At 62.9% G+C, this 25757-nt stretch carries 29 protein-coding genes; 12 read left to right on the plus strand and 17 right to left on the minus strand.

What is annotated here, in order from left to right:
- Nucleotides 1-84: 84 nt before the first annotated feature.
- A complete protein-coding gene (locus ACUXV1_RS01265) occupies nucleotides 85-534 on the minus strand; it encodes a universal stress protein (RefSeq protein ID WP_019100138.1) in 450 nt (149 codons plus the stop codon).
- A gap of 117 nt (nucleotides 535-651) precedes the next feature.
- Here ACUXV1_RS01265 and ACUXV1_RS01270 point away from each other — a divergent pair, with 117 nt between their 5' ends.
- From ACUXV1_RS01270 to xerC, 4 genes are all read left to right on the plus strand, one after another.
- Nucleotides 652-1089, plus strand: coding sequence for an acyl-CoA thioesterase (locus ACUXV1_RS01270; protein WP_114152394.1), 438 nt, complete (start codon nucleotides 652-654; stop codon nucleotides 1087-1089).
- Between the two features lie 12 nt (nucleotides 1090-1101).
- Nucleotides 1102-1515, plus strand: coding sequence for a hypothetical protein (locus tag ACUXV1_RS01275; RefSeq protein WP_039753403.1), 414 nt, complete (start codon nucleotides 1102-1104; stop codon nucleotides 1513-1515).
- 65 nt (nucleotides 1516-1580) lie between these two features.
- Complete coding sequence (locus ACUXV1_RS01280; RefSeq protein ID WP_194426241.1) at nucleotides 1581-2435, plus strand: AAA family ATPase; 855 nt, start codon at nucleotides 1581-1583, stop codon at nucleotides 2433-2435.
- Nucleotide 2436: 1 nt separating this feature from the next.
- On the plus strand, nucleotides 2437-3321 hold the full coding sequence (xerC, locus tag ACUXV1_RS01285) for a tyrosine recombinase XerC (protein WP_446014306.1): 885 nt from the start codon (nucleotides 2437-2439) through the stop codon (nucleotides 3319-3321).
- A gap of 264 nt (nucleotides 3322-3585) precedes the next feature.
- On the opposite strand, the gene ACUXV1_RS01290 is transcribed toward xerC, so the two are convergent.
- The 3 genes from ACUXV1_RS01290 to orn all read right to left on the minus strand — a co-directional run bounded on the left by ACUXV1_RS01290 (nucleotide 3586) and on the right by orn (nucleotide 6536).
- Nucleotides 3586-4086 (minus strand): CinA family protein, encoded by a 501-nt coding sequence (locus ACUXV1_RS01290; protein ID WP_446014305.1) that lies wholly within the window; start codon nucleotides 4084-4086, stop codon nucleotides 3586-3588.
- An 11-nt stretch (nucleotides 4087-4097) separates the two neighbouring features.
- On the minus strand, nucleotides 4098-5747 hold the full coding sequence (pgi, locus tag ACUXV1_RS01295; RefSeq protein WP_446014304.1) for a glucose-6-phosphate isomerase: 1650 nt from the start codon (nucleotides 5745-5747) through the stop codon (nucleotides 4098-4100).
- Between the two features lie 243 nt (nucleotides 5748-5990).
- Nucleotides 5991-6536 carry an oligoribonuclease gene (gene orn, locus ACUXV1_RS01300; RefSeq protein WP_114155354.1) on the minus strand — a complete coding sequence of 182 codons (546 nt, stop codon included), beginning with the start codon at nucleotides 6534-6536 and terminating at the stop codon, nucleotides 5991-5993.
- 81 nt (nucleotides 6537-6617) lie between these two features.
- Between orn and ACUXV1_RS01305 the strand changes: the two genes are divergently transcribed.
- The 5 genes from ACUXV1_RS01305 to ACUXV1_RS01325 all read left to right on the plus strand — a co-directional run bounded on the left by ACUXV1_RS01305 (nucleotide 6618) and on the right by ACUXV1_RS01325 (nucleotide 10506).
- Nucleotides 6618-7862 carry a M48 family metallopeptidase gene (locus tag ACUXV1_RS01305; protein ID WP_446014303.1) on the plus strand — a complete coding sequence of 415 codons (1245 nt, stop codon included), beginning with the start codon at nucleotides 6618-6620 and terminating at the stop codon, nucleotides 7860-7862.
- Nucleotide 7863: 1 nt separating this feature from the next.
- Nucleotides 7864-8190 (plus strand): 4a-hydroxytetrahydrobiopterin dehydratase, encoded by a 327-nt coding sequence (locus ACUXV1_RS01310; RefSeq protein WP_019100147.1) that lies wholly within the window; start codon nucleotides 7864-7866, stop codon nucleotides 8188-8190.
- Nucleotides 8187-9062, plus strand: coding sequence for a ribosome small subunit-dependent GTPase A (gene rsgA, locus ACUXV1_RS01315; RefSeq protein ID WP_019100148.1), 876 nt, complete (start codon nucleotides 8187-8189; stop codon nucleotides 9060-9062). The genes ACUXV1_RS01310 and rsgA overlap by 4 nt, the downstream gene beginning before the upstream one ends.
- Nucleotides 9063-9176: 114 nt before the next feature.
- Nucleotides 9177-9917, plus strand: a complete 741-nt coding sequence (phbB, locus tag ACUXV1_RS01320; protein WP_039753408.1) for an acetoacetyl-CoA reductase — start codon at nucleotides 9177-9179, stop codon at nucleotides 9915-9917.
- A gap of 106 nt (nucleotides 9918-10023) precedes the next feature.
- Nucleotides 10024-10506, plus strand: coding sequence for a GAF domain-containing protein (locus ACUXV1_RS01325; RefSeq protein ID WP_446014302.1), 483 nt, complete (start codon nucleotides 10024-10026; stop codon nucleotides 10504-10506).
- A 358-nt stretch (nucleotides 10507-10864) separates the two neighbouring features.
- Here ACUXV1_RS01325 and ACUXV1_RS01330 read toward each other — a convergent pair whose 3' ends face one another.
- Both ACUXV1_RS01330 and ACUXV1_RS01335 read right to left on the minus strand, forming a co-directional pair.
- The gene (locus tag ACUXV1_RS01330) at nucleotides 10865-11101 is read right to left on the minus strand and encodes a hypothetical protein (RefSeq protein WP_043631418.1); all 237 of its coding nucleotides are present in this window, start codon (nucleotides 11099-11101) and stop codon (nucleotides 10865-10867) included.
- 101 nt (nucleotides 11102-11202) lie between these two features.
- Nucleotides 11203-12270, minus strand: a complete 1068-nt coding sequence (locus tag ACUXV1_RS01335) for a DNA-binding protein (protein ID WP_043631415.1) — start codon at nucleotides 12268-12270, stop codon at nucleotides 11203-11205.
- A 788-nt stretch (nucleotides 12271-13058) separates the two neighbouring features.
- Here ACUXV1_RS01335 and ACUXV1_RS01340 point away from each other — a divergent pair.
- Nucleotides 13059-14324: an Hsp70 family protein gene (locus ACUXV1_RS01340; protein ID WP_081555139.1), complete on the plus strand. Its 1266-nt coding sequence runs from the start codon at nucleotides 13059-13061 to the stop codon at nucleotides 14322-14324.
- 113 nt (nucleotides 14325-14437) lie between these two features.
- On the opposite strand, the gene ACUXV1_RS01345 is transcribed toward ACUXV1_RS01340, so the two are convergent.
- The 5 genes from ACUXV1_RS01345 to ACUXV1_RS01365 all read right to left on the minus strand — a co-directional run bounded on the left by ACUXV1_RS01345 (nucleotide 14438) and on the right by ACUXV1_RS01365 (nucleotide 18295).
- A complete protein-coding gene (locus ACUXV1_RS01345) occupies nucleotides 14438-14800 on the minus strand; it encodes a hypothetical protein (protein WP_081555140.1) in 363 nt (120 codons plus the stop codon).
- A gap of 252 nt (nucleotides 14801-15052) precedes the next feature.
- Complete coding sequence (locus ACUXV1_RS01350) at nucleotides 15053-16054, minus strand: hypothetical protein (RefSeq protein ID WP_446014301.1); 1002 nt, start codon at nucleotides 16052-16054, stop codon at nucleotides 15053-15055.
- A 113-nt stretch (nucleotides 16055-16167) separates the two neighbouring features.
- Nucleotides 16168-16896, minus strand: a complete 729-nt coding sequence (locus ACUXV1_RS01355) for a pseudouridine synthase (RefSeq protein WP_019100157.1) — start codon at nucleotides 16894-16896, stop codon at nucleotides 16168-16170.
- Between the two features lie 173 nt (nucleotides 16897-17069).
- Nucleotides 17070-17471 (minus strand): hypothetical protein, encoded by a 402-nt coding sequence (locus ACUXV1_RS01360; protein ID WP_446014300.1) that lies wholly within the window; start codon nucleotides 17469-17471, stop codon nucleotides 17070-17072.
- Nucleotides 17468-18295, minus strand: coding sequence for a hypothetical protein (locus ACUXV1_RS01365; protein ID WP_446014299.1), 828 nt, complete (start codon nucleotides 18293-18295; stop codon nucleotides 17468-17470). Before ACUXV1_RS01365 ends, ACUXV1_RS01360 begins: the two co-directional genes overlap by 4 nt.
- A 193-nt stretch (nucleotides 18296-18488) precedes the next feature.
- Here ACUXV1_RS01365 and ACUXV1_RS01370 point away from each other — a divergent pair, with 193 nt between their 5' ends.
- Entirely contained in the window at nucleotides 18489-20000 is a 1512-nt protein-coding gene (locus tag ACUXV1_RS01370) for an amidase (RefSeq protein WP_446014298.1), read from the plus strand.
- Here ACUXV1_RS01370 and ACUXV1_RS01375 read toward each other — a convergent pair.
- From ACUXV1_RS01375 to ACUXV1_RS01400, 6 genes are all read right to left on the minus strand, one after another.
- Complete coding sequence (locus ACUXV1_RS01375) at nucleotides 19990-20580, minus strand: PqiC family protein (RefSeq protein ID WP_194426230.1); 591 nt, start codon at nucleotides 20578-20580, stop codon at nucleotides 19990-19992. The genes ACUXV1_RS01370 and ACUXV1_RS01375 overlap by 11 nt on opposite strands.
- Nucleotides 20577-22205, minus strand: coding sequence for a PqiB family protein (locus ACUXV1_RS01380; protein ID WP_043631397.1), 1629 nt, complete (start codon nucleotides 22203-22205; stop codon nucleotides 20577-20579). Before ACUXV1_RS01380 ends, ACUXV1_RS01375 begins: the two co-directional genes overlap by 4 nt.
- Complete coding sequence (locus ACUXV1_RS01385) at nucleotides 22195-22812, minus strand: paraquat-inducible protein A (RefSeq protein ID WP_043631927.1); 618 nt, start codon at nucleotides 22810-22812, stop codon at nucleotides 22195-22197. The genes ACUXV1_RS01380 and ACUXV1_RS01385 overlap by 11 nt, the downstream gene beginning before the upstream one ends.
- A complete protein-coding gene (locus ACUXV1_RS01390; protein WP_043631395.1) occupies nucleotides 22809-23435 on the minus strand; it encodes a paraquat-inducible protein A in 627 nt (208 codons plus the stop codon). Before ACUXV1_RS01390 ends, ACUXV1_RS01385 begins: the two co-directional genes overlap by 4 nt.
- Complete coding sequence (locus ACUXV1_RS01395) at nucleotides 23435-23725, minus strand: helix-hairpin-helix domain-containing protein (protein ID WP_043631390.1); 291 nt, start codon at nucleotides 23723-23725, stop codon at nucleotides 23435-23437. Before ACUXV1_RS01395 ends, ACUXV1_RS01390 begins: the two co-directional genes overlap by 1 nt.
- Before the next feature lie 182 nt (nucleotides 23726-23907).
- Entirely contained in the window at nucleotides 23908-24672 is a 765-nt protein-coding gene (locus ACUXV1_RS01400) for a sulfite exporter TauE/SafE family protein (RefSeq protein ID WP_446014297.1), read from the minus strand.
- A 115-nt stretch (nucleotides 24673-24787) separates the two neighbouring features.
- Between ACUXV1_RS01400 and ACUXV1_RS01405 the strand changes: the two genes are divergently transcribed.
- Nucleotides 24788-25708: a LysR family transcriptional regulator gene (locus tag ACUXV1_RS01405; RefSeq protein WP_039753440.1), complete on the plus strand. Its 921-nt coding sequence runs from the start codon at nucleotides 24788-24790 to the stop codon at nucleotides 25706-25708.
- Nucleotides 25709-25757: the final 49 nt, after the last annotated feature.

A 25757-nucleotide genomic window follows, 5' to 3' on the forward strand; every position in this document is an offset into this window, starting at 1 on the left:
GGCTTTATTTTTACCCTAAGGATTGTCCGACAAGCAACGGCGCGCCACATCCCGCGCTAGCCGCGCGCCCGTCATGCCATCAGCCTAGTCCCCGGGGTTGCGCACCAGCAACACCGGCACGTCCGCCAGTTTAAGCACGCCTTCCGCCACGCTCCCCATCAGCAGATGCATCAAACCGCTCCAACCATGGGTACCCATCACTATCAAATCCGCCCCCCAGGCGCCGGCGTCGTCCACCAGCACCGCGGCGATTTTATCCCCCCAGCTTTCCAGGATTTTGCAATCCGCCGTCACGCCCAACTCCTTGGCCTTGGCCCCGGCCTGCCCCAGCACCTGCTCTCCCGCCTGCTTGATCGACTTTTGCAGTTCGGTCGCGTCCAGAAACTCAGTCCCGCCCCAGCCGAACTGGGCCAAGTCCACCACATGCACCAACTTCAGACTGGCGCCCACTTCCTTGGCCAGGTGGCAAGCTTCGTGCAACGCCAGATTGGAGGTCTCGCTATCATCCACCGGTACGAATATGCGCTGATACATGACTCTGCTCCTTGTTGTATTTGCCTTACACTTGCAGTCTATCAAACCAAGACACTGTCCTGTTGACTCAGGTTAAGACAAACAACTCAGCCAAACCACTCGCCCAAAGCCCACATCATGCCCAGAATCCAGCTTGCCATGCCTGAGCGCTTCGCCTTCGAAACCCGCATCGACATCCGAATCGGCGACGTCAACTACGCCGGCCATCTAGGCAACGACGCCGTGTTGAGACTGGCCCACGAGGCGCGTCTGCGCTTTTTACAAAGTCTAGGCTATCCGCACGAACTCAGCATCGAGGGCCTGGGCATTGTGGTGGCGGACACCGCAATCTGCTACCGCGCGGAAGCCTTCCACGGCGAGATGCTGCGCTTTGATTTGGCGGTGGACGACATTGGTCCGCGCGGTTTCGATTTGCTCTATCAGGCAAGCAATGACAAAACCGGGAAAGAAGTGGCAAGATTGAAGACAGGCCTAGTCTTCTTCGATTACGAAAGCCGCAAGCTTGCCGCCATGCCCCCAGCGTTTCTGGAGCGGCTGAGCGTCACATCAGAATAAAGGAAAGGCGTCATGAGAAAATACGCACTCAATAGCCCGGAAGCAATGGCGCGCCTGCTGGCTATGTTTATGATCACGGATGGCAATATGGACCCGCGCGAGCTGGAGCTGCTGGAAAAACTCCACGTCTACGACCTGATCGGCCTGCCGCGCAAGCAGTTCACCAAGGTGCTGGTGGATTACTGCGACGACGTCTCCGACGAAGCCAACGACGACGGCACCATCCACTTACTGGACGCGGAGCGCATCAACGGTTTGCTGGCCGAGGTGAGCGACCACCGAAAACGCATTTTGGCCTGCGTGCTGGCCATGGACATCAGCAAGTCCGACGGCACCATCAGCGAGCCGGAAATGGCGCTGCTGAGCCACATGATGAAAAGCTGGGGCATTTCGCTGGACGACCTGGAACGCGAATTCGCCCGTTGACCTCTTTCCCCGCCAAAGCAGCCATTTGCGCGGCTGCTTTGGCCATTTCGAAGCCTTCCCCACCCATGACGAGCAATACCCGATTTTCCGGAACAGACAACTATATCGCCACTGAAGACCTGATGATGGCGGTGAACGCCGCCATCACGCTGGAGCGCCCGCTCCTGATCAAGGGCGAGCCCGGCACCGGCAAAACCATGCTGGCCGAGGAAGTGGCCCGCAGCCTGGGCCGAGAACTGATTGTCTGGCCGATCAAATCCACCACCAAGGCCCAGCACGGCCTGTACGAATACGACGCGGTGTCGCGGCTGCGCGATTCGCAACTGGGCGACGCCCGCGTGCACGATATCCGCAACTACATCGTCAAAGGCAAGCTGTGGCAGGCTTTCGACGCCGCCTCCGCGCCGGTGCTGCTGATTGACGAGATCGACAAGGCCGATATCGAATTCCCCAACGATCTGCTGCGGGAACTGGACCAGATGGAGTTTTTCGTGCACGAGACCCAGGAATTCGTGCGCGCGCGCCAGCGCCCCATCATCATCATTACCTCCAATAATGAAAAAGAACTGCCGGACGCCTTCCTGCGCCGCTGCTTCTTCCATTACATCCGTTTCCCGGACCGGGACACCATGCAGGCCATCATCGACGCTCACTTCCCGTCGCTGCGCCAACAGCTGGTCAGCGAAGCGCTGGAAGTGTTCTTCTCCATCCGCGAGTTGCCGGGCCTGAAGAAAAAACCCAGCACCTCGGAACTGCTGGACTGGCTGAAATTATTGTCGGCGGAAGGCATGGACGCCTCGGCGCTGAAGCAGCGCCATCAGGACAACGCCCCGCCGCCGCTGGCCGGCGCGCTGTTGAAAAGCGAGCAGGATCTGCAATTATTCGAGCGCCTGATGCAGATGGCCAAACTGCGCCGCTAAGATGGAAACCCTGGAGCGCTTTGCCGCCTCGCTGGCGTTGGCCGGCCGCAGCAACCACACTTCCGCCGCCTACTTGCGCGACCTGGAACAGCTGGCGGCCCTGCTTCAGCCCACCCCTCTGGAACGTGCCGAGCACGCACAGCTGCGCAAAACCCTAGCCAAACTACACGCTCAGGGCCTGCATAGCCGCAGCCTGGCGCGCAAGCTCTCCGCCTGGCGCCGTTTCTACCAATGGTTGCTGGACAGCGGACAGCGTGCGGACGACCCCAGCCAAGGCCTGCGCGCGCCCAAACAGGACAAACCGCTGCCCAAGGCTTTGCCGGTGGACAGCACCGCGGCCCTGCTGGACCGCATCGACGACCCCGACGCGCTTTCCATACGCGACCGCGCGCTGTTCGAGCTGATTTACTCCTGCGGACTGCGACTATCCGAAGCGGTGGGGTTGAACCTGGAGGACCTGGACTTTTCAGACGACCTGCTGCGCATCCGCGGCAAAGGCGGCAAGGAGCGCATCGCGCCGCTGGGCGCCGAGGCGCGCGTCTGCCTGCAGCGCTGGCTGGCGCAGCGCCAGGCCGCGCCGGACGAGCGCGCGGTGTTCATCGCCCGTCACGGCGGGCGACTGGGCGGCCGCCAGGTGGAGAAACGCTTGCGCGACTGGGCGATCAAGACCGGCGCGCAGCAACACGTGCATCCGCACATGCTCCGCCATTCCTTCGCCTCCCACCTGCTGCAGTCATCCGGCGACTTGCGCGCAGTGCAAGAACTCTTGGGACACGCCAATCTGTCCAGTACTCAGATCTATACCGCGCTGGACTTCCAACACCTGGCAAAGGTCTACGACGGCGCACATCCGCGTGCGCGCAAGAAGCCGGAAAAAAAGGATTAAACGCCCTGCGAGCCAAGGGCGTGTTCACGATACTAGCGAACCAAGGCGAAAATGGCTGAGAAAGCGGAATGCACGCGTGGTACATGATCATTTCGAAGCCGCACTCACCGCGAGGCGTCTCACAGCGCGCAGCGGATCGTGAACAGGCTCTAAGAGCCGCTAACAAAACCTCGCAGAGAACCTGAGCTAAGGCGCGCCGACGCAGGCAGTACAAGTGGTACCACAAGGAGGCGCAACGCAGGATCAGGGGTTTTGTTAGCGGGTCTAAGCCAAACGGCTACGCTCGGCCACCAGCTCATCCAAGCGCTGCAAGGCGCGCATCACCGTTTGCGTGCGCACCTGGCCTCGATCACCGTCAAAGCGACAGCTGAACGCCTCATTCCAGCCATCTGGACCGGCAATGCCGAACCAAACCAGCCCCACCGGCTTGGCGGCCGTGCCTCCGCCGGGGCCGGCCACGCCGGACACCGCCACGCTCCAATCCGCGCCGGACAGGCTTTGCACCCCGGCAGCCATCTGCCGCACCACCGCCTCGCTGACAGCGCCGTGCTCCCGCAAGGCGCTGTCTTCCACCTTCAGCAGACCTTGCTTGGCCTCATTGCTGTAAGTGACCACGCCGTAGCCAAACCAAGCCGAGCTACCGGCAATGTCGGTCAGCGCCGCGGCGATCATGCCGCCGGTGCAGGACTCGGCGGCGGCGACACTCTCGCCCGCCGCCAGCAAACGCTCGCCTAAACGGCGGGCCAACTCCAGGCTTTCTTTCATGGCGCTTTCTCTTAAGATTGCCGCGATTTGAAATGGCGAATCAAGCCGTTGGTGGAGCTATCGTGCGCCAGCGCGTCGTCATCGGCCATCAGCTCGGGTAAAATCCGGCGCGCCAGCTGCTTACCATACTCCACCCCCCATTGATCGAAGGAGTTGATCCCCCAGATCACTCCCTGCACAAACACCTTGTGCTCATACAGGGCCAGCAACATGCCCACGCTGTACGGACTTACTTCATCCAGCGCCAGGGTGTTAGACGGCTGGTTGCCCGGGAACAGCTTCTGCGGCAGCAACATGTCCAATTGTTCTCCCGGCAGATGCGCCAGCTCACGCATCGCCTCGGCCTCGCCCTTGCCGCGCATCAACGCCTCGGTCTGAGCCAGGCAGTTGGCCACCAGAACCTGGTGCTGATCCGCCACCGGGTAATGGCTGCGCATCGGAATGATGAAGTCGCAAGGCACCAGCCGCGTCCCTTGATGCAGCAACTGGAAAAAAGCGTGCTGGCTGTTGGCGCCCTCCTCGCCCCAGATCACCGGGCCGGTGTCGAAATCCAGCGCCTCGCCGTAACGTCCGACGCGCTTGCCGTTGGACTCCATATCCAATTGCTGCACATGAGCCGGCAAGCGCCGCAAGCCGTGGTCGTAAGGCATGATGGCATGGGTGTGGGCACGGTAGAAGGTGTTATACCAAACCCCTATCAAGGCGAGCAGCACCGGCATATTGGCGGCGAACGGCGCGGAAAAGAAATGCCGGTCCATCGCGTGGCCGCCGGCCAGGAAGTCCTGAAAATGATCGAAACCTATCGCCAGCATCACTGGCAAGCCGATCGCGGACCAGGTGGAATAGCGGCCGCCCACCCAATCCCAAAAGCCGAACATGTGAGCGGGATCGATGCCGAAAGCCTCCACCGCCGCTTGATTGGTGGACACCGCGACGAAATGGCGCGCGATGTCGGCCTCGCTTCCAGCTTGCAAAAACCATTGCCGCGCAGCCTGCGCGTTCAGCAAGGTCTCCGGCGTGGTGAAGGATTTGGAGGCGATGATGAACAAGGTTTCAGCGGGGTCCAGCCGTTCCAGCGTGCGCGCCACATGCGCGCCGTCCACATTGGAGACGAAATGCACATCCAGCTCCGGCGTCGCGTACGCGGCCAGTGCTTCCTTCACCATCAGCGGGCCCAGGTCGGACCCGCCTATGCCCAGATTGACCACATGGCGGATGCGCCGGCCGCTGAAGCCTTTCCACTCGCCGCCGCGTACCTGCTCGCTGAACGCGCGCATCCGCGCGAGCACCGCTTGCACCTCGGTCACTAGCTCGCAACCGTCCAGCACCAGTGTCGCCCCAGCCGGCAAACGCAACGCGGTGTGCAACACCGCGCGGTCTTCGCTGACATTGATGCGCTCGCCGCTCCGCATTTTCTCCATCCAGCCGGCCAAATCGGCCTCCCGCGCCAGCTCGAACAACAGCTCAAGCGTGCGTTCGGTGATGCGGTTCTTGGAGTAATCCAGCAACAGGCCGTCCAATTCCAGCGAAAAACGCTGAAAGCGCTGCGGATCGGCATCGAACAGCTCACGCATATGCATGTGCCGGGTAGCGCGCTGATGTTGATGCAAACGGGCCCAGACCCGGGTGGAGTTAATGTCGGACGTGCGATGCGAAGCCATGTAGATTGCCGATGGAATAAAGTTCGCCAAAAGTAAAGGAGCAAGCCCCATCATGGAGCCGCCCCCGATTACCGCTTGAGCCGCTTGGCACTGACTCTTAAAACCCGTTTACGATCTCGCGAGCCAGGGCGAGACAAGGCGAAAACCGCTGAGAAAGCGGAGTGTACACACGGTACATGAGCATTTCGAAGCGGCACTCACCATGGGCCGTCTCACGACGCGCAACAGATCGTAAACAGGTTCTTAGAGCTTGAGGAAATGCTCGCGGTAGTAACGCAACTCCTCAATGGATTCCAGAATATCCGCCAGCGCCTCGTGTTTGCCGCGCTTGACCACGCCGCGCGCCACTTCCGGCTTCCAGCGCTTGCACAGCTCTTTCAAGGTAGACACATCCAGGTTGCGATAGTGGAAATACTCCTCCAGCTTGGGCATCCAGCGCACCATGAATCGGCGGTCCTGATGAATGGTGTTGCCGCACATGGGCGTGATCCGCGGCGGCACGTACTGAGCCATGAAGTCCAGCAGTATCTGCTCGGCCTCGGCTTCGCCCAAGGTGGAGGCTTTGACCTTCTCGATCAGGCCGCTTTTACCATGGGTATTCTTGTTCCAGTCGTCCATGCCGTCCAACACCTCGTCCGGCTGGTGGATCACCAGCACCGGCGATTCCGCCACCACGTTCAGTTGGCTGTCGGTAACGATCATCGCGACTTCGATGATGCGGTCGGTCTCAGGATTCAGGCCCGTCATTTCCATGTCGAGCCAGATGAGGTTCATTTGATCTTGTGTCATACTTGCCAATCTTTGCAAAACCCTGCCATTTTCCTTCATTGCCGCGCTGGCGGCAAACCTGACAGCAGATAACGGACTCCGATGACCGAGGCATTCAGCTCTCTCTTCCTGGCCGCGCTGGCGGCCACCCTCGCGCTAAAACTCTGGCTAGGCTGGCGTCATGCCCGCCACATTGCCCGCCACCGCGCGGAAGTGCCCGCGGCCTTCCGCGACGCCATCACCTTGCAACAACATCAGTTGGCCGCCGATTATTGCATCGCCAAAACTCGCTTCAGCCTGTTTTCCGCCTTGCTGGACAGTCTGGTGATCCTGGCGCTGACCTTTGGCGGCGTGCTGCAGTACTTAGCCGGCATCGCCGCCGACGCCAGCGCCTCGCCGCTGCTGTCCGGCCTGCTACTGATCGTGGGCGTATCGGTGCTGACCGGCTGCATCAGCTTTCCGCTCAGCCTATACTCCACCTTCGGCATCGAGGCCCGCTTCGGCTTCAACAAAACCACGCCCAAGTTGTTCATCATCGACCAGATCAAGGGCCTGCTGCTAGGCGCCGCCATCGGCTTGCCTCTGGTGACGCTGATTCTGTGGCTGATGGACATCTCCGGTCCGCTGTGGTGGCTGTGGGTGTGGCTGGTCTGGACCGGCTTCCAGCTACTGATGGTGGCGCTCTACCCCACGCTGATCGCCCCGCTGTTCAATAAGTTCTCACCGCTGCAAGACCTGGAACTCAAGGCTCGCATCGAAGCGCTGCTGCAACGCGCCGGCTTCAAAAGCCAGGGCGTGTTCGTGATGGACGGCTCGCGCCGCTCCAGCCACGGCAACGCCTACTTTACCGGCTTCGGCGCCGGCAAGCGCATTGTGTTTTTCGATACCCTGCTGGGGCAACTGGACCACGCAGAGATCGAGGCGGTGCTGGCGCATGAGCTGGGCCACTTCAAGCGCCGCCACATCGCCAAGCGCATCGCGCTGGCCTTTGCGCTGTCACTGGGCTTCCTGTTCCTGCTAGGCCAGTTGCTGGATGCGCCGTGGTTCTACGCCGGCCTGGGCGTTTCCACGCCCAGCACCGCAATGGCGCTCATCCTGTTCTTCACCGCGGTACCGGCCTTCACCTTTCCGTTCACGCCGCTGTCCAGCAGCCTGTCGCGCCGCCACGAATACGAGGCCGACGAATTTGCCGCCAACGAAACCGACGCCGGCAAACTGGTGTCAGCCCTGGTCAAACTCTATCGCGACAACGCGTCCACGCTGACGCCGGACCCGCTGCACTCCGCCTTTTACGACTCGCACCCGCCCGCCGCGCTGCGCATCAACCATCTACAAGGAAACCGCTGACATGAATCTGCTTGAACTGTCCTGCGAAGCCCAACACGGCGCCAACCCGCTGGCCGCCAGCACCGTCAATCAATTGATGGGCTCGCTGCCCGGCTGGAACATCCGCGGCATCGAACTGACCAAAACCTTCCCCTTCGCCGACTTCCACGACACCATGGCTTTCGTCAACGCGCTGGCCTGGATCGCCCATCGCGAAGACCACCACCCGGACATGTCCGTGCATTACAACCGCGTCGTCGTCAACTTCAGCACCCACGACGCCGGCGGCCTGACACTTAACGACTTCATCTGCGCGGCCAAGACCGAAGCGCTGCTGGCTCGCCCATGACAGGTCAGACTGGACAAATCATCCGCAGCCACGGCCGCCGTTTCATCGTCGAATCCGAGGGCCAAGTTTACGATTGCACCACCCGCGGCAAGCGCGTCGACTTCGCCTGCGGCGACTGGGTGGACATTCTGGTGCAAAACAAGGAACAGGCGGTCATCGAGCGCTCGCAGGAGCGCCGCAGCCTGCTCTATCGCCAGGACGACTGGAAAACCAAGGTCATCGCCGCCAATGTAACCCGCATCCTGTTCGTGATCGCCGCGGTGCCCAGCCCCAACGAGGAGCTGCTGGGCCGCTGCCTGATCGCGGCGGAAGCCGGCGACATCGACCCCGTCATCGTGGTCAACAAGGCGGACTTGCCGGAAACCGCGAGCTTGCTGCTCAAACTGGACCTGTACCGGCGCCTGGGCTACCAGGTGGTCACCCTGTCCGCCAAGCAGGATGTCGCGCCGTTGCTGCCGCTGCTGCAAGGCCAGACCAGCGTTTTCGTCGGCCAGTCCGGCATGGGCAAATCCACACTGACCAATGCGCTGCTGCCGGACGCCAACGCCCGCATCGGCGACATCTCCACCGCCTTGGACTCCGGCCGCCACACCACCACCCACGCCACGCTCTACCATCTGAACGCGGACAGCCACCTGATTGATTCCCCCGGCTTGCAAGAGTTTGGCCTCAAGCATTTGAAGGCCGCGGAACTGACCCGTTACTTCCCGGAAATGCGCCCGCTGATAGGTCAATGCCGCTTTCACAATTGTTCGCACCGCGTGGAACCGAACTGTGCCATCATGACCGCATGTGAATCCGGCGCCATCGTCAAGTCCCGGCTGTCTTTGCTGCAGCGTCTAACGGATGAACTTTCACCATCCAAGCCGTGACGAAAGGTATGCGTACTTTCCATTCACATACACGGGTAATTCATTTATCCTAAAAAACTGAAAGTCGTATCGCATAAGCATATCCAGACAGACAGCTAATAAGGAGCCAGCACCATGACTAAGCGAATCGCACTCGTAACCGGCGGCATGGGCGGTATTGGCACCGCCATCTGCAAAGCCCTCGCTGAAAGCGGTCACATCGTAGTCACCACCTACAGCAAGCCTGGCCGCGAGCAAGCCTGGCTCGCCGACATGAAGGGGCTGGGACTGAAGGATATCCACGCCTATCAATGCGATGTCACCGACACCGCAGCCTGCAAGGGACTGGCCGAAAAGGTGGCCAAAGACCTGGGGCCGATCGACGTGCTGGTCAATAACGCCGGCATCACCCGCGACTGCAGCTTCAAGAAGCAGACCAAGGAAGACTGGGACGCGGTGCTGCGCACCAATCTGGATTCGCTGTTCAATATGACCAAGCCGGTGGTGGATGGCATGAGCGACCGCGGCTTCGGTCGCATCATCAACATTTCGTCGATCAACGGCCAGAAGGGCCAGTTCGGCCAGACCAACTACTCCGCGGCCAAGGCCGGGATGCACGGTTTCACCATGGCCTTGGCGCAGGAAGTGGCGCGCAAGGGCGTGACCGTGAACACCATTTCGCCCGGCTACATCGCCACTGATATGGTGATGGCGGTGGCGGAAGACGTCCGCAACAAGATCATCGCCCAGATTCCGGTGGGCCGCCTGGGCAAGCCCGAGGAAATCGCCGCCTTGGTGACCTTCCTCGCCTCCGAACAGGCGGGCTTCATCACCGGCGCCAACGTGGCGATGAACGGCGGCCAGCACATGATGTAAACCGGGCCGCTGCCCGCCATGCGACGCCGCCCCGCCGGGCGGCGTTTTCTTTTTGTCCGTCCGCTGTGTATGCTATCGCCTTCCCAAGCCACACCCCGACATACCCATGGCAGAACACCTGATCGTCCACGGCGCAGACAAACAAGAGCGCTACCAAACCCTATTGCCGCAGGCGCTGGCGCTGATTGAATCCGAGACGGACCAAATCGCCGCGCTGGCCAACCTCTGCGCCGCCCTGCACAGCAGCTTTGATTGGCTGTGGACCGGCTTTTATCTGGTCAAGGACAAACAATTGGTGCTAGGTCCCTTTCAGGGGCCAATCGCCTGCACCCGCATCCCCTTCGGCAAAGGCGTGTGCGGCAGCGCCTGGCAGGCCGGCACCACCCTGGTGGTGGAAGATGTCGACGCCTTTCCCGGTCATATCGCCTGCTCATCCAGCGCGCGCTCGGAAATCGTGGTGCCGGTCCGCAACGCCGACGGCGAAGTGGTCGCGGTGCTGGACGTGGACTCCAGCGAACTAGCCAGCTTCGACGCGGTGGACACCGAATACCTGGAACGCATCGCAACGGGACTTACCCACCTGTTTTAAGACCCGCTAACAAAACCCCTGATCCTGCGTTGCGCCTCCTTGTCGTACCACTTGTACTGCCAGCGTCGGCGCGCCTTGGCTCAGGTTCTCTGCGAGGTTTTGTTAGCGGCTCTAAGAACCTGTTTACGATCTCGCGAGCTAAGACGAGACAAGGCGGAAACGAGCGAAAAAGCGGAATGTACAGGTGGCGTATGAACATTTCGAAGCGGTTTCAACGCTGTATCGCCCACGCGCGGCAGATCGCAAACAGGCACCAAGCGCTTGCCGCGCTTCAGTGATAAGGCGCTGGAAATACCTTCCGGGCATGAAAAAGCGCGCCGACAGGCGCGCTTTTTCATTATCAGACCGGCTTAACCGGCTAGAGCTGCAAACGCATTGAATCGCGCCCCTCTCGAGGCCGCAACCAAACTCGCCCCGCCAGCTCCAAAATCCAGAACACGACCAGACCGGACAGAATGGACAGATTTTTGCCCGTGACCATAGCCAGCAAGCCCTGCCAGAAAGACCCAGCGTCCGCCCAGCACAATCCACACCACACGAACAAGGCCAGCAAGGAGATCAGCGCCGGGGCGCGGTAGTATTCGCCGAAAGTCATATTGCCTCCAATAAAGACAATCCTATTTCGACAAACTAACAAAGCCCGCTACAAGCGACATCGTGGCAAGCACTTAGTAGAAACACGTGTCCGGAGCGCAATTAGCCTAATAGGGGCAATTGCAGCTGCCGGCCCAACCACTCGCGCAAGCCGGCCTCGTCCAACGTCAACAGCTCCTGACGCGAGACGGCCAGCAACTCCACCAGACGCGCCAGTTGCCGCTCGGCGCCCAGATTCATCTCTCCGGCCAGCCGGCTGTTCTCGCTGGCCATGTCCAGCAAGCGTGCCGAGGTCTGTTCCAATTGCACAGCCTGCCTCAGCGCGTCCTGCTCCAAAGCCGCGTTGCGCCCTTCCAGCCACTCCAGCCTCGCCTCCAGCCTGCCGTTGTCTCGCTCGCGCTCCGCGAGGCGGTCGCGCCACTCCCCCTCCAGTCGAGTCCGCTCGCGCCGGCTTTGTTGCAAAGCCTCTTCCTGGCGGGCCTGCGCCTGTTGCATGGCCCGGCGCTCCTCTTCCATTTGCTCGTAAAGCCTCAGCCGCAAACCTTCCAGACGCTCATAAGCCAGGGACTCGCGTCTGGCGGCTTCTTCGCGCGCCTCCTGCACCTTCTGCTCCGCGCGCTCCTCAAGCTCCTGCTGACGCTGCTCAGCCTGACGCCGGACCTCGGCCATCTCCTTCCGGGCCTGCTCCAGCCTCGCCTCCTGCTCCCGCCCCGCCCGCTCCAACATCTGACGCCGGGTTTCCTCTCCCTGCAAGCGTCCTTCCAGGTCCGCCAGCCGCGCGGCCCGCAACTCTAGCTCACGCAAGGCAGATTGCAGCTCGGCCTGGCGCGCAGCCAAGCTGTCCTTTAGCTCTCGAGTCTCCGCCGCGGCCTGCGCCACTGCGGTTTCCGCGTCCTGACGCAAAGACTCCAGCCGCCCGTCCGCTTCGTCGCAGGCCCGCTGCCACACCTGTTCGAAAGCTTCGGCCAGGCCGGCCGGCCAATCCGGCCGCCGTGACGAGATCGCCACCCGCGACAAAAACTCCTGTCGCCATTCTTTCAAGGTGTTGTTGATCGTCGTGTTGGAGCCCGCGCCGATTCTGGCCCGAACCTCTAGCACCGTCGGCCATACGCCCTCGCCCACCAGCTCGAACGCCGCCTGCCGGATACGCGAATAAATGTCTGTCGCCATGCCTGAAAATGCTCGTTTATCGTGGCCGACATTCTAGCAAAGCGGCACTTTAAAATATATTACGTATTACATTTGAAATTTAACAATTGGCGCCAGCACGCACGGCAAGAGTCGGCAAAAGAAAAAAGGCGGCGCGTCGCCTGCGACGCCCGCCCCTCCCGCCAACCCCTCGCCTTAGAACCTGTTCACGATCTCGCGAGCAAGAGCGAGACAAGGCGAAAACGAGCGAAAAAGCGGAATGTACTCGTGGTACATGAGCATTTCGAAACGGCACTCACCATGCGACGTCTCACGACGCACAGCAGATCGTAAACAGGTTCTTAGCCGCGAGCGGCCTCGCCCACGAAGATTTCCACTCGCCTGTTCTTCGCCCGCCCCGCCGCGCTGGCGTTGCTAGCCACCGGCTCATGCGATCCGCGGCCAGTAATGCTAATCCGCCCCTCGGCCACGCCACGCGCGGTCAGATAGTCGCGCCGGTACCGGTGTCCTTCTGTGTTTCGGACATATTCGCGCAGCCGGACAGGCTGCCGCTGCCCAGCGCCAATGCAACAAACATCACGATCAGTTTATTCATGCCCGGATCCTTTCCATTCAGTCCATTACCCGCGCCAGCTCATGCGGAACGCGCTTTCAGCATATACCCATTACGCCGCGGCCACCGCGCACCCCGGCCAAAAGGCAGGCGCAATCGACGACGCCCGCGCGACAAAACGCTTGATTCGGCAGCTAAAGCCTTCCCTTGCCGCGTCAATCCGCGTACCATCGCGCCTCGCTTTACGGGAGGGAATATGAACACGCAGACTACGGCCCGCGCCTGCGGCATTGACTTTGGCACATCCAACTCCACCGTGGGATGGCTGCGCCCGAACCAAGCCACTCTACTGACGCTGGAGGACGGCAAGATCACCTTGCCCTCGGTGGTTTTCTTCAACTACGAGGAGGATCATTCCGTGTTCGGCCGGCTGGCGCTGCAGGAATACATGGAAGGCTACGAAGGCCGGCTGATGCGTTCGCTGAAAAGCCTGCTGGGCTCCAACCTGATCGACAGTCAGACCGAAGTGCAAGGCAAGGCGCTCCCCTTCCGCCACCTGCTCAGCCTGTTCATCCAGGAGCTGAAATTGCGCGCCGACCGCGCCGCCGACCGCCCGTTCGAACAAGTGGTGCTGGGCCGACCCGTCCACTTTGTCGACGACAACCCCAAGGCCGACGCCGAAGCGGAGTCGACGCTGGGCGAGATTGCGCGCCAGGTCGGTTTCAAAGAAGTGTCCTTCCAGTTCGAACCCATCGCAGCCGCCTTCGACTACGAAGCCCGGCTGGACCGCGAAGAGCTGGTGCTGATCGTCGACATCGGCGGCGGCACCTCGGACTTCACCCTGATCCGGCTGGCGCCCGAGCGCCATCGCCTGGACGAGCGCCGCGACGACATCCTCGCCACCGGCGGCGTGCATATCGGCGGCACGGACTTCGATAAGCAATTGAGTCTGCACGGCGTAATGCCCCTGTTCGGCTTCAAAAGCCGCTTGCGCAATAACGCGGAGATGCCGTCCAGCCAATATTTCAACCTGGCCACCTGGCACACCATCAATTTCGCCTACACCCGCAAAGCCTGGATGGACCTGCAAGACGTGCATCGCGATGCCGCGCAACCCCAGGTTCTGGATCGGCTGTTCCGCCTGATCCAAGACCGCGCCGGCCACCGGCTGGCAATGCAGGTGGAAACGGCCAAGATCGCGCTGTCGGACGAAGCCTTCCACCAGTTGGACCTCGGCCACATAGAAGCGGGCTTGTGCTGCGAGTTGAGCCGCGATCAGTTCAACCAGAGCATCGACGCGATGCTGACCCAGATTGGCGCCACCGTGCGGCAATTGCTAACGGACGCCTGCACCCAGGCCGGCGACATCGACACTGTCTTCTTCACCGGCGGCTCCAGCGGCGTGCCGGCGCTGCGCGACAGCATCAAGCGCCTGCTGCCCCAAGCCCGTCACGTAGAGGGCGACCTGTTCGGCAGCATCGGCAGCGGCCTGGCGATCGAGGCGGCTAAACGCTACGGCTAAGAACCTGTTTACGCTCTCGCGAGCAGGGGCAAAATCTCAAACAGACGCCAAACCCATGCTTCAATAGAAAAAGGCCGGGCAATTTGCCCGGCCTTTTGCATGTCCGTTCCGCTTCAAGCATCGGGCTTGCCGCCCGCCGCCTTCTTACCCTTGCGCCGCGCCTCCGGCGGCAGCTCGAATTCAAACAGCTGAGCGGTGCGCCCGGTTTGCGATTGACAGGCTATCATCAGCGCGCGATTGATCGCCTCCTTCTTGCTGACGCCCCACCACTCTATCATCTTGTCCAGGGACTTCTGCGCGTCGCGGCTCAGCTCCACCGTCACCGACAGCTCCTGCAGACGACTGCGGCGCAGTTCGCGGCTGCGGCGCTTGCGCTCGGCCACGGTCATCGCGCGCTCGCCCAAGGGCTTGCGCCCCGGCTTTTTGCGGACGCCGCCAATCAGATCGAAGGTGTAGTGATCGCAAGGATCTTTCATGGCTTGAGTGACGGGTCACAGTCGTTGCTGAAGAGGGGCGCAAGGATAGCACAAAGCAAGCCCTGACGGGCATATCGCGCGTTCCGGCCGCAAAATATCCCATCGCGATGCGGCCGGCACAAAAAAACCCCGGCCTGGTGCCGGGGCAGACTCAATCAGCCGCCCTGAAGGCTGATCGAAAGCGACTCTACAGTTCCAGCATAGCCCTTGTTTCGGCTTTGCACAGCCCGCTTTGACGAAGCAGGATCTGTTTCAGTCGCTGCCGAACTCCCGCTCCAGTTCCGCCAAGGCCTGACGCGTCACCCGCACCGGCATCAAGGCCCGACGCAAAGGCTGAGCCTGCCCCAGCACCAGTTCCTCGAATTCCAGCTCGGTGGCGTCCTCGCCGGGCGCATCCTGCTTCACCCCCATGCGGTTCAAGTACAAGGTCCGCCATTCCAAGCGGAAATAATCCGCAGGATGCTCCAACACATGGCGCACGGTTTCCAACAGGCCCTCGAGACTCAGCGCGCCGCGCGCCTCGCGCAACTGCGGCTCGATCTCTTCCATGCGTCGCTGCACCCCATCGCAGGTGTCAGGCAGAGGGGATCCGTCCGAGGCTCCATCCACCACGGTGCCGGCCTCGCAACGCAGCACGCTCAAACGCAACTGTAGCCGCGACATCTCGTTGTCCAGCGTCTGACGCAGCTGCTCCAGCAAGCTCAAGCGCCGCGCAATCACCGTGGTCAACATCTCCTCGCTGCGCCGCGCGCTGCTCTCGCGCAGCAGCTCGCGCGACGCGCAGGGCATCGCCAAGCGATGGCCGTCAAAGCTCACCACTTGCTGCGGCACCTCGCGCCGCAACTCTCCCCCCTCCATCGCCACGCCCAGGCGGCCGGTTTCGCTGCGCACCATCGACAGTAAAGCCCAGGCCTCGTCGCCCTGGCTGGCGGACAAGAAAAAGTTGCGCAGGGGCTCGCTCTGCCGCAGGCAGGACAGCAGGCTGGCCGGTCCGGAAAACAACAAACCCAACCTCGGGTCCTGCGCAAAGCCGCGCAAGGATAATTCCAGCGGCTCCGGCATTCGGTTCGGCAACTCGGACAGATAAGCCTGGGTAACGCGCATGCCCGGCGCCAGCGCCTCCAGATAGCCGGGAGTCAGGCGCAAGCGCTTGTCCGTGCCGTCGATCAGGCACTCTATCGCCTGCGTCAACTCCCGCTGCTGCTGCCGGCTTTCGGCATCCAGCCCCCATCTTTGCAACAAGCGCCCTAACATGCATCCCCCTCTAGGCACCTGTTCACGATCCGCTTCGCGACGCGGCGCGCACGCCGTCTCGCCCTTGCTCGCAAGATCGTCAACACGTTCTAACAGCCGACCATCCGGCCGGATTAAAATGATTCGTCGTCGCGCAGATAGCGCCATTGGCCGGTGGGCAGATTGCCCAGCTTGACCTTGCCGATGCGAATCCGCTTCAAACCCACCACGCGCAGCCCCACCAGCTCGCACATGCGGCGAATCTGGCGTTTCTTGCCTTCGCGCAGCACAAAGCGCAACTGGTCCTCGTTCTGCCACGCCACCGTGGCAGGCAGCAATTTTTTACCATCCAGCTCCAGACCATGATTGAGCAGACGCAAACCTTCGTCGGAAAGTTCGCCTTCCACGCGCACCAGGTACTCCTTGTCCACGCTGGAGTTCTCGCCAATAAGCTGCTTGGCCACTCGGCCGTCCTGGGTCAGGATCAGCAGGCCCACCGAGTCGATATCCAGACGGCCGGCCGGCGCCAGCCCTTTCAAATGCTGCGGAGAAAACCGGCGACGGCTCTTGTCCTCCGTCCACTGGTTCTCCGGCTTGACCAGCACTACCGCCGGCTCGTAGCCATCCTCGGCTTGTCCGGACACATAGCCCATGGGTTTGTTCAATAGGATGGTGACGCGCGAGGCCTGCGCGTCCTGGGCCTTCTTATCCACCTCGATCAGATTGTGCGGCAGCACTTTCTGTCCGAGAACGGCCACCTCGCCGTCCACTTTCACCCACCCTTGTTCGATATAGCTATCGGCCTCGCGGCGCGAGCACAGCCCCAACTCGGCCATGCGTTTCGACAGGCGCACTGGTTCCATCATTTCGTTCCGTAATAAAAAAAGCGGCTTGCGCCCGCTGCGGCGCCCGCCCCGTCTCTTCAACCCAAGACAGGCGACCGGGCAACCCGCAACCACCGGCAAGTCCGCTGTTGCATTTGGCCGTATTGTAGGGGATGCCGCCGCAACTGGCTACGCGGCATCCGCGCCGCCCTTCAGCGCTCGTCCGGCAGCGGCTGGTTCAGCAAGCCGGTACCCCGCACTTCCTCGCGGGTGGACAGCCGCCATTGCAGCACCTTGCCGCCGGGGTCGAACAGAAGCACCAGCTCTTTGTCGAAGCGATTCTGCGCGCCGATCAAGGGCGCCAGATCAGTGAAGTTCTGCAATTGCGCCCGGTACTGGATGTAGCTGTAGACCCACAGTTCGCGCTCATTAGCGAACTTGATCTTGTCCTGCGGCTCGCCAAAAGCCGCCAGCACTTCGTGCCGCCCGCCGCCGCGCTGAAGCACGCGCTTCACCGCCGGCTCATCCACGCCCTCCAAATGCTGGCTGCCGCTGCTGACGCACGCGCTCAGCCAGCAAGCGCAACCCAAGGCCAATATCCATCCCATCTTCATTTGCCGCCCTCCGCCACCATGGGCTCCAGCTCCACCAGGGCGTCATCGGACCACTCGCCCACCTCCAGCGGCACCGAGTACAAATATTCGCGCGGATACGGCCACTGGAAAAACGGCGTAAACGGTTCGGCGCGGCCATACAGCCAGATCGCCGGCAGGGTGAACTGCCGGCCGCCCTCCTGCAGCGTGACGCTGAACACCGGCTTGTCCGCGATGAATAGATACTGGGCGCGCCCTTGCTCATAGGGGTTCTTCTCCCCCTGCAAGCGCGTCAGCCCTTTAAGCATGGCCTCGCCCAAGACCACCGAGGCGCGCCGCGCGCACGCCACCACATCATCCTGACACGTGGCATTGGGCGGCGGCAGGCAGGCTATTTTGCGCTCATCGCGCAGACTGACCCGACCCTGCGCGCCCACCAGGCACTCCAACCGCAAATCGCCCAGTCGCCGGACGTTGGCCGGCAGGCCGCTGCTGCGCACCACCGGCCGCCAGCTCAGCTCCGCCGGCGACAAGCTGGCCACCAGCCAGGCGTTGCGCCGTTCCAGCCCCGACAGTTGCGCCATGGTGAAGCTGTTGTCGCCGGCCAGGCGCACCAGCCCCCTGATGTTGCCGCCATCGCGCCAAGACAGGCTCACGTCCTGCCGCGGCGGGTGCGGATAAAGGCGGTAGCGCAGCTCGGCGCCCGGAGCCAGCGCGCGGAAGGCGTCAAACACCTCCCTGCCCTTGGCCAACTCGGCATACGCATACACAGACTCCTTGCCTTGGGCACGCAAACGCCCGGGCGTCTCGGCAGCCAGCGCGCCGGTCGCCAGCATGGCCAGCATAAGAGCAATGCAAGAGCGCCTTTTTCCATTCGGCATTGCCACCCCCTTCTAATTTAAAAAGCATTAAAGCAACCAAACAATATGCGTATTCGATTTTATTTTGTTGCGGCCTGAACAACAATGCACAACATTTCATTACAATGGCAAACAGCGAAAAGGCCCCACCATTCCATGCAAATTTCAGGAGGCAGACATGATCTGTTTCAAAGAATATGAAGACTACGATGGCATCGGCCTGGCCCAGCTGATCGCCCGCGGCGAGATTGCCGCCAGCGAGGCGACGGCGGCCGCCCAAGCCAGGCTGGAACGGTGGAATCCGGCGCTGAACGCGGTGTGCCTGCCGCTGCCGGAACTAGCCCAAACGCAATTGGCGCAGCCGCAGGGCGGCGGCCCGCTCGCTGGCAGCCCAGTCTTGATCAAGGACTTGCTGGCCGATATCGCCGGCGTCCCCACCCGCAACGGCAGCCGCCTGTTTGACGGCTATACCGCGCCGCGCGACGCAGACATTATCCAGCGCTACCGCCAGGGCGGCCTGATCTTCATCGGCAAAACCGCCACCCCGGAACTGGGCCTCAGCCCCTACACCGAATCCGAAGTCTACGGCCTCAGCCGCAACCCCTGGGATCTGAGCCGGACGCCCGGCGGCTCCAGCGGCGGCTCGGCGGCCGCGGTGGCCGCCGGCATCGTGCCCATCGCCCACGGCGGCGACGGCGGCGGCTCCATCCGCATCCCCGCCTCCAACTGCGGCGTGTTCGGCCTCAAGCCCACCCGGGGCCGCGGCCCGGCCGGGCCGGACTACAGCGAGGGCTGGCAAGGCCTGGTCTGCCAACACGCGTTGACGCGCAGCGTGCGCGACAGCGCGGCAATGCTGGATTTGCTGGCCGGCGGTCCGCGCGGCGGCGAGGCTTATTACTGGCCTGCGCCGGAGCAAAGCTTCTTCGCCGCGCACCAACGCGAGCCCGGCAAACTGCGCATCGCCTGGAGCAAGCGCCCCATTCTGGGCGGCGCGCTGCACCCGGATTGCGCCGCCGCGCTGGACGGCGCATTGGCCTTGCTGGCCGATCTGGGGCATAAGGTGGAAGAAGCGGCGCCGCCGTTGGCGTCTCCGGAGGAGTACAACCGCGCCATGCTGACGATCATCTGCGGGGAAATGGCGGGACTGGTGCGCGACATCGAGCACCGCACCGGCAAGCCGGCGCGTCACGAGCAACTGGAGGCGGCCAGCTGGGCGCTGGCGCGCTACGGCGAGCGCCTCAGCGCCGGTGAGCTGGCCTGGGCGCGCGGTTTCGCCTGGGAGCAGGCCAGGATCATGGAGACCTTTCATCAGCGCTACGACGTGCTGGCGACCCCTACGCTGAATCAGCCGCCCGCCCTGGTCGGCGGCCTGGGGCCCAGCGCGGCCGAGGCCGCGATCTCGCGCTGGATGCTGGGCAAGCTGGGCTGGGACTGGACCTTGCGCTTCGGTCAGTTGATCCCGGCCACCTCGCGCCGCCTGATGGAGTACCTGGGCTGGACCATTCCCTTCAATATGAGCGGACAGCCCGCGATGAGCGTGCCGCTGCACTGGAATCAGGCGGGGCTGCCCATAGGCGTGCAATTCGTCGCGCGCTGCGGCGACGATCTCACGCTGCTTCAACTCGCGCGCCAGCTGGAACAGGCGCGTCCATGGGCGCACCGGCGTCCGCCGGCGCCGCCTAGCCCTTGAATCCCGCCAGGGCGGGCCCCAGCTCGTCGGCCACGCGGCGGCTCAGCTCGGTCACCAGCGCCTGCAGGCCGGCCACGGCCGCTGCCGCGTCATTCGTCGCCAAGGGCCGGCTCTGCTGGAAATAACCGCTGGCCAGCGGTTTCTTGTCGCCCTGTGCCGGCAGGGCCTGCCACGCCACTTCCAGCGAGGCGTCGCGCCCCGGCCTCAGCCGCAGTTGGCGCACATCCAGCAATAAGCGGACATCCCCTCCGCCCATGCCCGGCTGCGGATAAGCGTACACGCTGGCCAAGCCCAGAGCGCGGGACACATCCGCCGCCACGGCTTGCGTCAGCATGCGGTCCAGCGGCCCGGCCCAGCGCTGCAGATCCAGCAACTCGACATTGCCTACCGCATCCTCCACCACTAGTTGCGGCCGCTCCAGCCCGGCCGGCAGCGAGGCTGGACCCACCATGACGCTGACGCCTTGCGCGGGATTGGCCGCCGCCGGCAGCGCCGGCCGCAGCTGGTGAAAGGTGGTGGGCGGCGAGGCGCAGGCGCTCAGCAGCGCCAGCATGATCAGACTCAACGCGATGGACTTCATTTTTTCTCTCCCTTGCCGCGTATCAACGCCTCCGGATGGCGGTCCAGGTAATCGGCCAGCGCGCGGAAGCTACGCGCGGTTTCCGACACCTCTTGCGCGGCGGCGCGCACGTCCTGCTGCAGCGGCGAATCCGCCTGCATCGCCTGACGCGTACTTTCCAACGTCTTTTGCAGGTCCTCCAGCGTTTTCACCGCCTGCGGCAACACCTTGCCGTCCATGTTCTCGGACAGTTTGCGCATGCCGTCCAGCGTCTGGTGCAGCGATTTCAACGATTGATTCAATTCCGCGCCTATGCTGTCGAACGGCACCTTGTCCAGGCGGCGCGCAATGCGCTGCAACACCCGCTGCAGCTCTTCCAGGTCGCCCGGCAGCGTCGGCAGCTCGGTCATGCCGTTGCGCACCGACACCTTGGCCGGCTTGGCCTCGGGGAAGAAGTCCAGCGCCACGTAAAGCTGACCGGTGATCAGGCTGCCGGAGCGCAGTTGAGCGCGCAGGCCGTTGCGCACCAGCGACTCCACGGAAATCTTGGCCGACAGGCTGTGGTCGCCGGACAGGGTGTTGAGCCGGCTGGGATAGGTGCGGATATCCACCGTCATGTCGAAGTCCTTGCGCGCCGGCGCGTATTCGATGCCGATGGCGGTGACCTCGCCAAATGTAATCCCGCGGAAATCCACCGGCGCGCCCACGGTCAAGCCCCGCACCGACTGACGGAACTTCAGCCGGAAGGATTGGGTTTCGCGGTCGCGATTCTGCAGCGCCTTCTCTCGGGTTTCGTTGAGCAAGAATAAGTATTTGGCGTCAGGCGCCTTGTCCGGCCCATCGCTAAGCGGAGTTTCGAAGGCGATGCCGCCCAAGGCGATCGCCGCCAATGACTGGGTATTGACGCTCAAACCGTTGGCGCCGATGGCCACGTCGATGCCGCTGGCGTGCCAAAAGCGGCTGTTGACGGTAACGAAGTGATCGTAAGGCGCATTAATGAAAACCGACAGCTTCACCGCGCTGCCCGCCGGGTCCAGTTCATAGCCCACCACCTGCCCCACCGGCACGCGGCGGAAATAGACCGGCGAGCCGGCGTTGAGCGAGCCCAGGTTGTCGGAACGCAACACGAACATCTTGCCCGGCAAGTCCGCGTTGATGATGGGCGGCACTTCCAGGCCCTTGAACTCGGTGCGGCGCTCCTTGCTCTTGCCCACATCCATGCCGATGTAGGAGCCGCCCAGCACCGTGCCCAGACCAGACACGCTGCCGCCGGAAATACGGGGCCGAACCACCCAAAAGCGGCTGTCCGCCACCAGATAATCGTCCACCTTCTTGCTCAGCTCCGCGGTCACCAGAATGGATTGACGATCCGGGCTCACCGACACCGCCTTTACCTCGCCGATCTCCACGTCCTTGTACTTGATCCGGGTCTTGCCGGCCTCCAGCCCTTCCGCGTTCTGAAAGGCGATGGTGATGGTGGGCCCGCGCGACAAGACCGCGTTCACCGCCAGCCAGCCGCCGATCACCGCCGCCACCACCGGAATCAGCCACACCAGCGACGGCGACCAGCGCCGCCGCTTCACCGGCACCGCGGCCGGCAAATCCTCGCCGGCTGCGGCCGGGTTTTCTGGTTGATCACTGCTCATCGTCTTCCTTTACCTGATCCCAGATCAGCCTGGGATCGAAACTCATCGCCGCCACCATGGTCAGCACCACCACCGCGCCAAAAGCTATGGCCCCCGGCCCGGCCTTGATCGACGCCAGCGACTGCCATTGCACCAATGCCACCATCAGGGCCACCACGTAAATATCCAACATCGACCACGGGCCTATCACCTCCACCACCCGATACAACCGCGTCCGCTGCCGCGGCGCCCAGCCGGAACCCAACTGTACCGTCGCCAGCAATAACAACAAGGCCAGAATTTTCAACAGCGGCACCAGCACGCTGGCGGTGAATACCACCAGCGCCAGCGGCCAGGAGCCGGACTTCCACAAATACACTACCCCGCTCATGATGGTGTCGTTCTGCATGCCCATGATGGTGGAGGTTTCCATGATAGGCAGCAGGTTGGCGGGCAGATAGGCCACCATCGCCGCCAGCAGCAGAGCCCAGCTGCGCTGCAGGCTGTGCGGCTTGCGCGAGTGCAGAGCGGCATGGCAGCGCGGGCAGGATTGAGCGCCTTCGCCGGCGCGGCATAACAAGCCACATCCGTGACACAGCCACAGGCCGGACTGGACGGCGGTTTTCACGCGGTAGCCCGACATTGCTGATAACGCTCCCACAAATCTTCCGGATTGAAACGGCTGGCGGTGGCCGCCATCAGCATGATCAAGGCGAACAAGGCCATCAGGCCCACGCCCACGTGCACGGTGGCCAGGCTGACCAGCTTCACCAAAGACACCAGGATGCCCAACAGAAACACCTCCACCATGCACCACGGACGGGTCAATATCTTCAGCCGCATCAGCCAGGGAAAGCCGCGCGGCACATGACCGAAGGCCAGCGGCAGCCGCACGTAAAGCATGCTGCCCAGCTCCAGCGACGGCATCACAATGCCGGTGAACATCACCAGCATGGCCACCGACAGCATGCCCTGGCGCTCCAGCGCCACCACCGTCTGCCACAAGGTGGCCGCGCTGCGGGCCCCGGCGGCCTCCAGCGTCACCACCGGATAGACGTTGGCCAACAGAAAGGCGATCACCCCGGTCAACAGCAAGGCCAGTTCGGCATCCTGTCGCTGCGCGCCGTAATGGCGCACCAGCGCGCCGCAGCGCGGGCAGCAGGCCCGCCCCTCGCCCCTCAACGGCACCCGCATCAGCAAGTCGCAATCATGGCAGGCCGTCAGTTTGGAATCCGCATCCGGTCGCGACATCAGTAACCGCCCTTCGCCTTGCGTTCCGCGGTAAAGCTCCACCACAGCCGCGCCTCGCCAGTGTCCATGTAGTGCACCACCGACATCAGCGTATCCAGCACGCACGGGTCCTGCCGGGTTCCGGTCAATTCGCACAAACGATGGTAAAGCCGCAAAGGCTCGGCGCCGCGCAACTGCGACGGCTGCTCAATGCCGAGCAGGCGCAGGTCGTCGGCCAGGCTGGGGCCGATATTGGGCAGCTCGCGCAAATGCCGCGCCCGCGCGGGGGGCGGACAACGTGATGGGTGCATAAACTCTCGGCGAGGGTCAGGACATCCCGCATGATAAAGGACGCCGCACCAGAGTTCAAAAGCAGGCTTGGCCTCGATGCCTGCTCAAGGTCGCGAGGACAAAAACAAGGCGGCCGGGAAAGCGGCGTTTAACGCCCTTCCCAAGCCGTACCGCCAAAGCGCGGCCAGCCTTGCACAGCGGATCAACCGTGGAAGATGTCCCAGCCCAGCTTGAGGATGAGCGTACTGGTCAGCAACAGGAACAACACCCGCACAAAGCCCGTGCCTTTCTTCATCGCCACCCAGCTTCCCACCATTGCCCCGGCCATATTGCAGGCCGCCATCGGCAGCGCGTACTGGAACAGCACGTGGCCGGCGGGAATGAAGAAGAGCAAGGCGGCGCAGTTGGTGGTCAGGTTCACCACCTTGGCCGATGCCGAAGCGTGCAGAAAGTCGAAGGCGAAAAAGCGGATAAACAGAAACATCAGGAAGCTGCCGGTGCCGGGGCCGAACAGGCCATCGTAAAAACCGATCGCGCCGCCGATGGCCATGCCTATCGCCATCTCGCGCCGCCCTATCGCCACCGGCTTGTGCAGGGAACCGAAATCCTTCTTCCACAAGGTGTACACCGCCATCACCACCAGCAGCGCCAGCACCATGGGCCGCAACACCGCTTTGTCGATCAAGCTGACTGTGGCCGCGCCCGCGATGGACATGAAGAAGGCCGCCGCCGCCGCCGGCAGCACCAAGCGCCACGGCACCCGGACCCGCTTCAGATAAGAGCGCGCGGCGGACAGCGTGCCCATCGCCGCGGCCAGCTTATTGGTGCCGAACACCGTGGCCGGCGCCAGATTGGGCAAGGCGCTGAACAAGGTCGGAATCTGGATCAGCCCGCCGCCGCCCACCGCCGCGTCCACCAGGCCGGCGGCAAAGGAAATCACACACAGAAAACTCAAGGTCAACAGCATTCACTTCTCCCGGCTCCGTGCCGCTTACAGTTAGGACAAGATTCTATGCCTTGCCAGCGGCCCGTGCTTGCAATACCGTATTGCGAAAATCGCAATCAAGATGACCGAGGTCGGGATGAAATCGCTGTGGGAATTGCGCGTATTCTGCGCGGTGGTGGAAAGAAAAAGCTTTGTCGCCGCCGCGCGCCAGCTGGGCACCTCGCCCAGTAGTGTCACCCGCGCGGTACAGGCGCTGGAAGAAGCGCTGGGCGGCAGCTTGCTGGCTCGCTCGCAAAAACAGGTCAACCTGACCTTGGCTGGCGAAAGCTATTACGTCTCCGCGCGCAAGATGCTGGACCTGCAGGAAGAAGCCGAAGACGAGCTGGCCGCCTTGAGCGAGGCCCCGCGCGGCCTGCTGCGTTTTTCCGCGCCGGAGGCGATGAGCCACGCGCTGCTGCCGCCGGTGCTGGCGCGCATGGCCGACGCCAACCCGGAACTGCGCTTCGACGTGCTGTACAGCGACACCATCTTGGACCCGATCCGCGAAAAGCTGGACTTCAGCATCCGCGGCGCCTTCCCCGCCTCCAGCGAGCTGATCGGCTACCCGCTGTGGGATTATCAGCGCCACCTCTACGCCAGCCCGGACTATGTCGCCCGCCATGGCGCTCCGCAAACGCCGGAACAATTGCCGGAACACCGGGTGGTGATCCACTCCGCGCCGCGCGTGCTGAAAGCCTGGAACTTTATCTCCGCCGGCCATCAGCTCAGCCTCAATCTCACGCCCTGGCACCGCGTCAGCTCCGGCAGCGCCGTGCTCAACGCCGTGCTGGCCGGCCTGGGCGTCGCCCGCCTGGGAGACTGGCTGGCCGAGCCGCTGGTCCGCTCCGGCCAACTACTGCGGCTGTGCCCGGACTACCGCATCGTCTCCAGCCACGGCGACAACCCGCAAATGCACGCTGTCTTCGCCAACCGCCGCATCCCGCGCAAAGCCCGGCTGCTGCTGGAAGCCGTGCGCGCGGCCGCCCGCGACGCCGGCCACGGGCTTAAGGCGCGCTGAAACCAAAAAAAACGGAAGCCAAAGCTTCCGTTCGCATATAACGCCAGGC

It is taken from the genome of Chromobacterium sp. W521, from assembly GCF_052805975.1.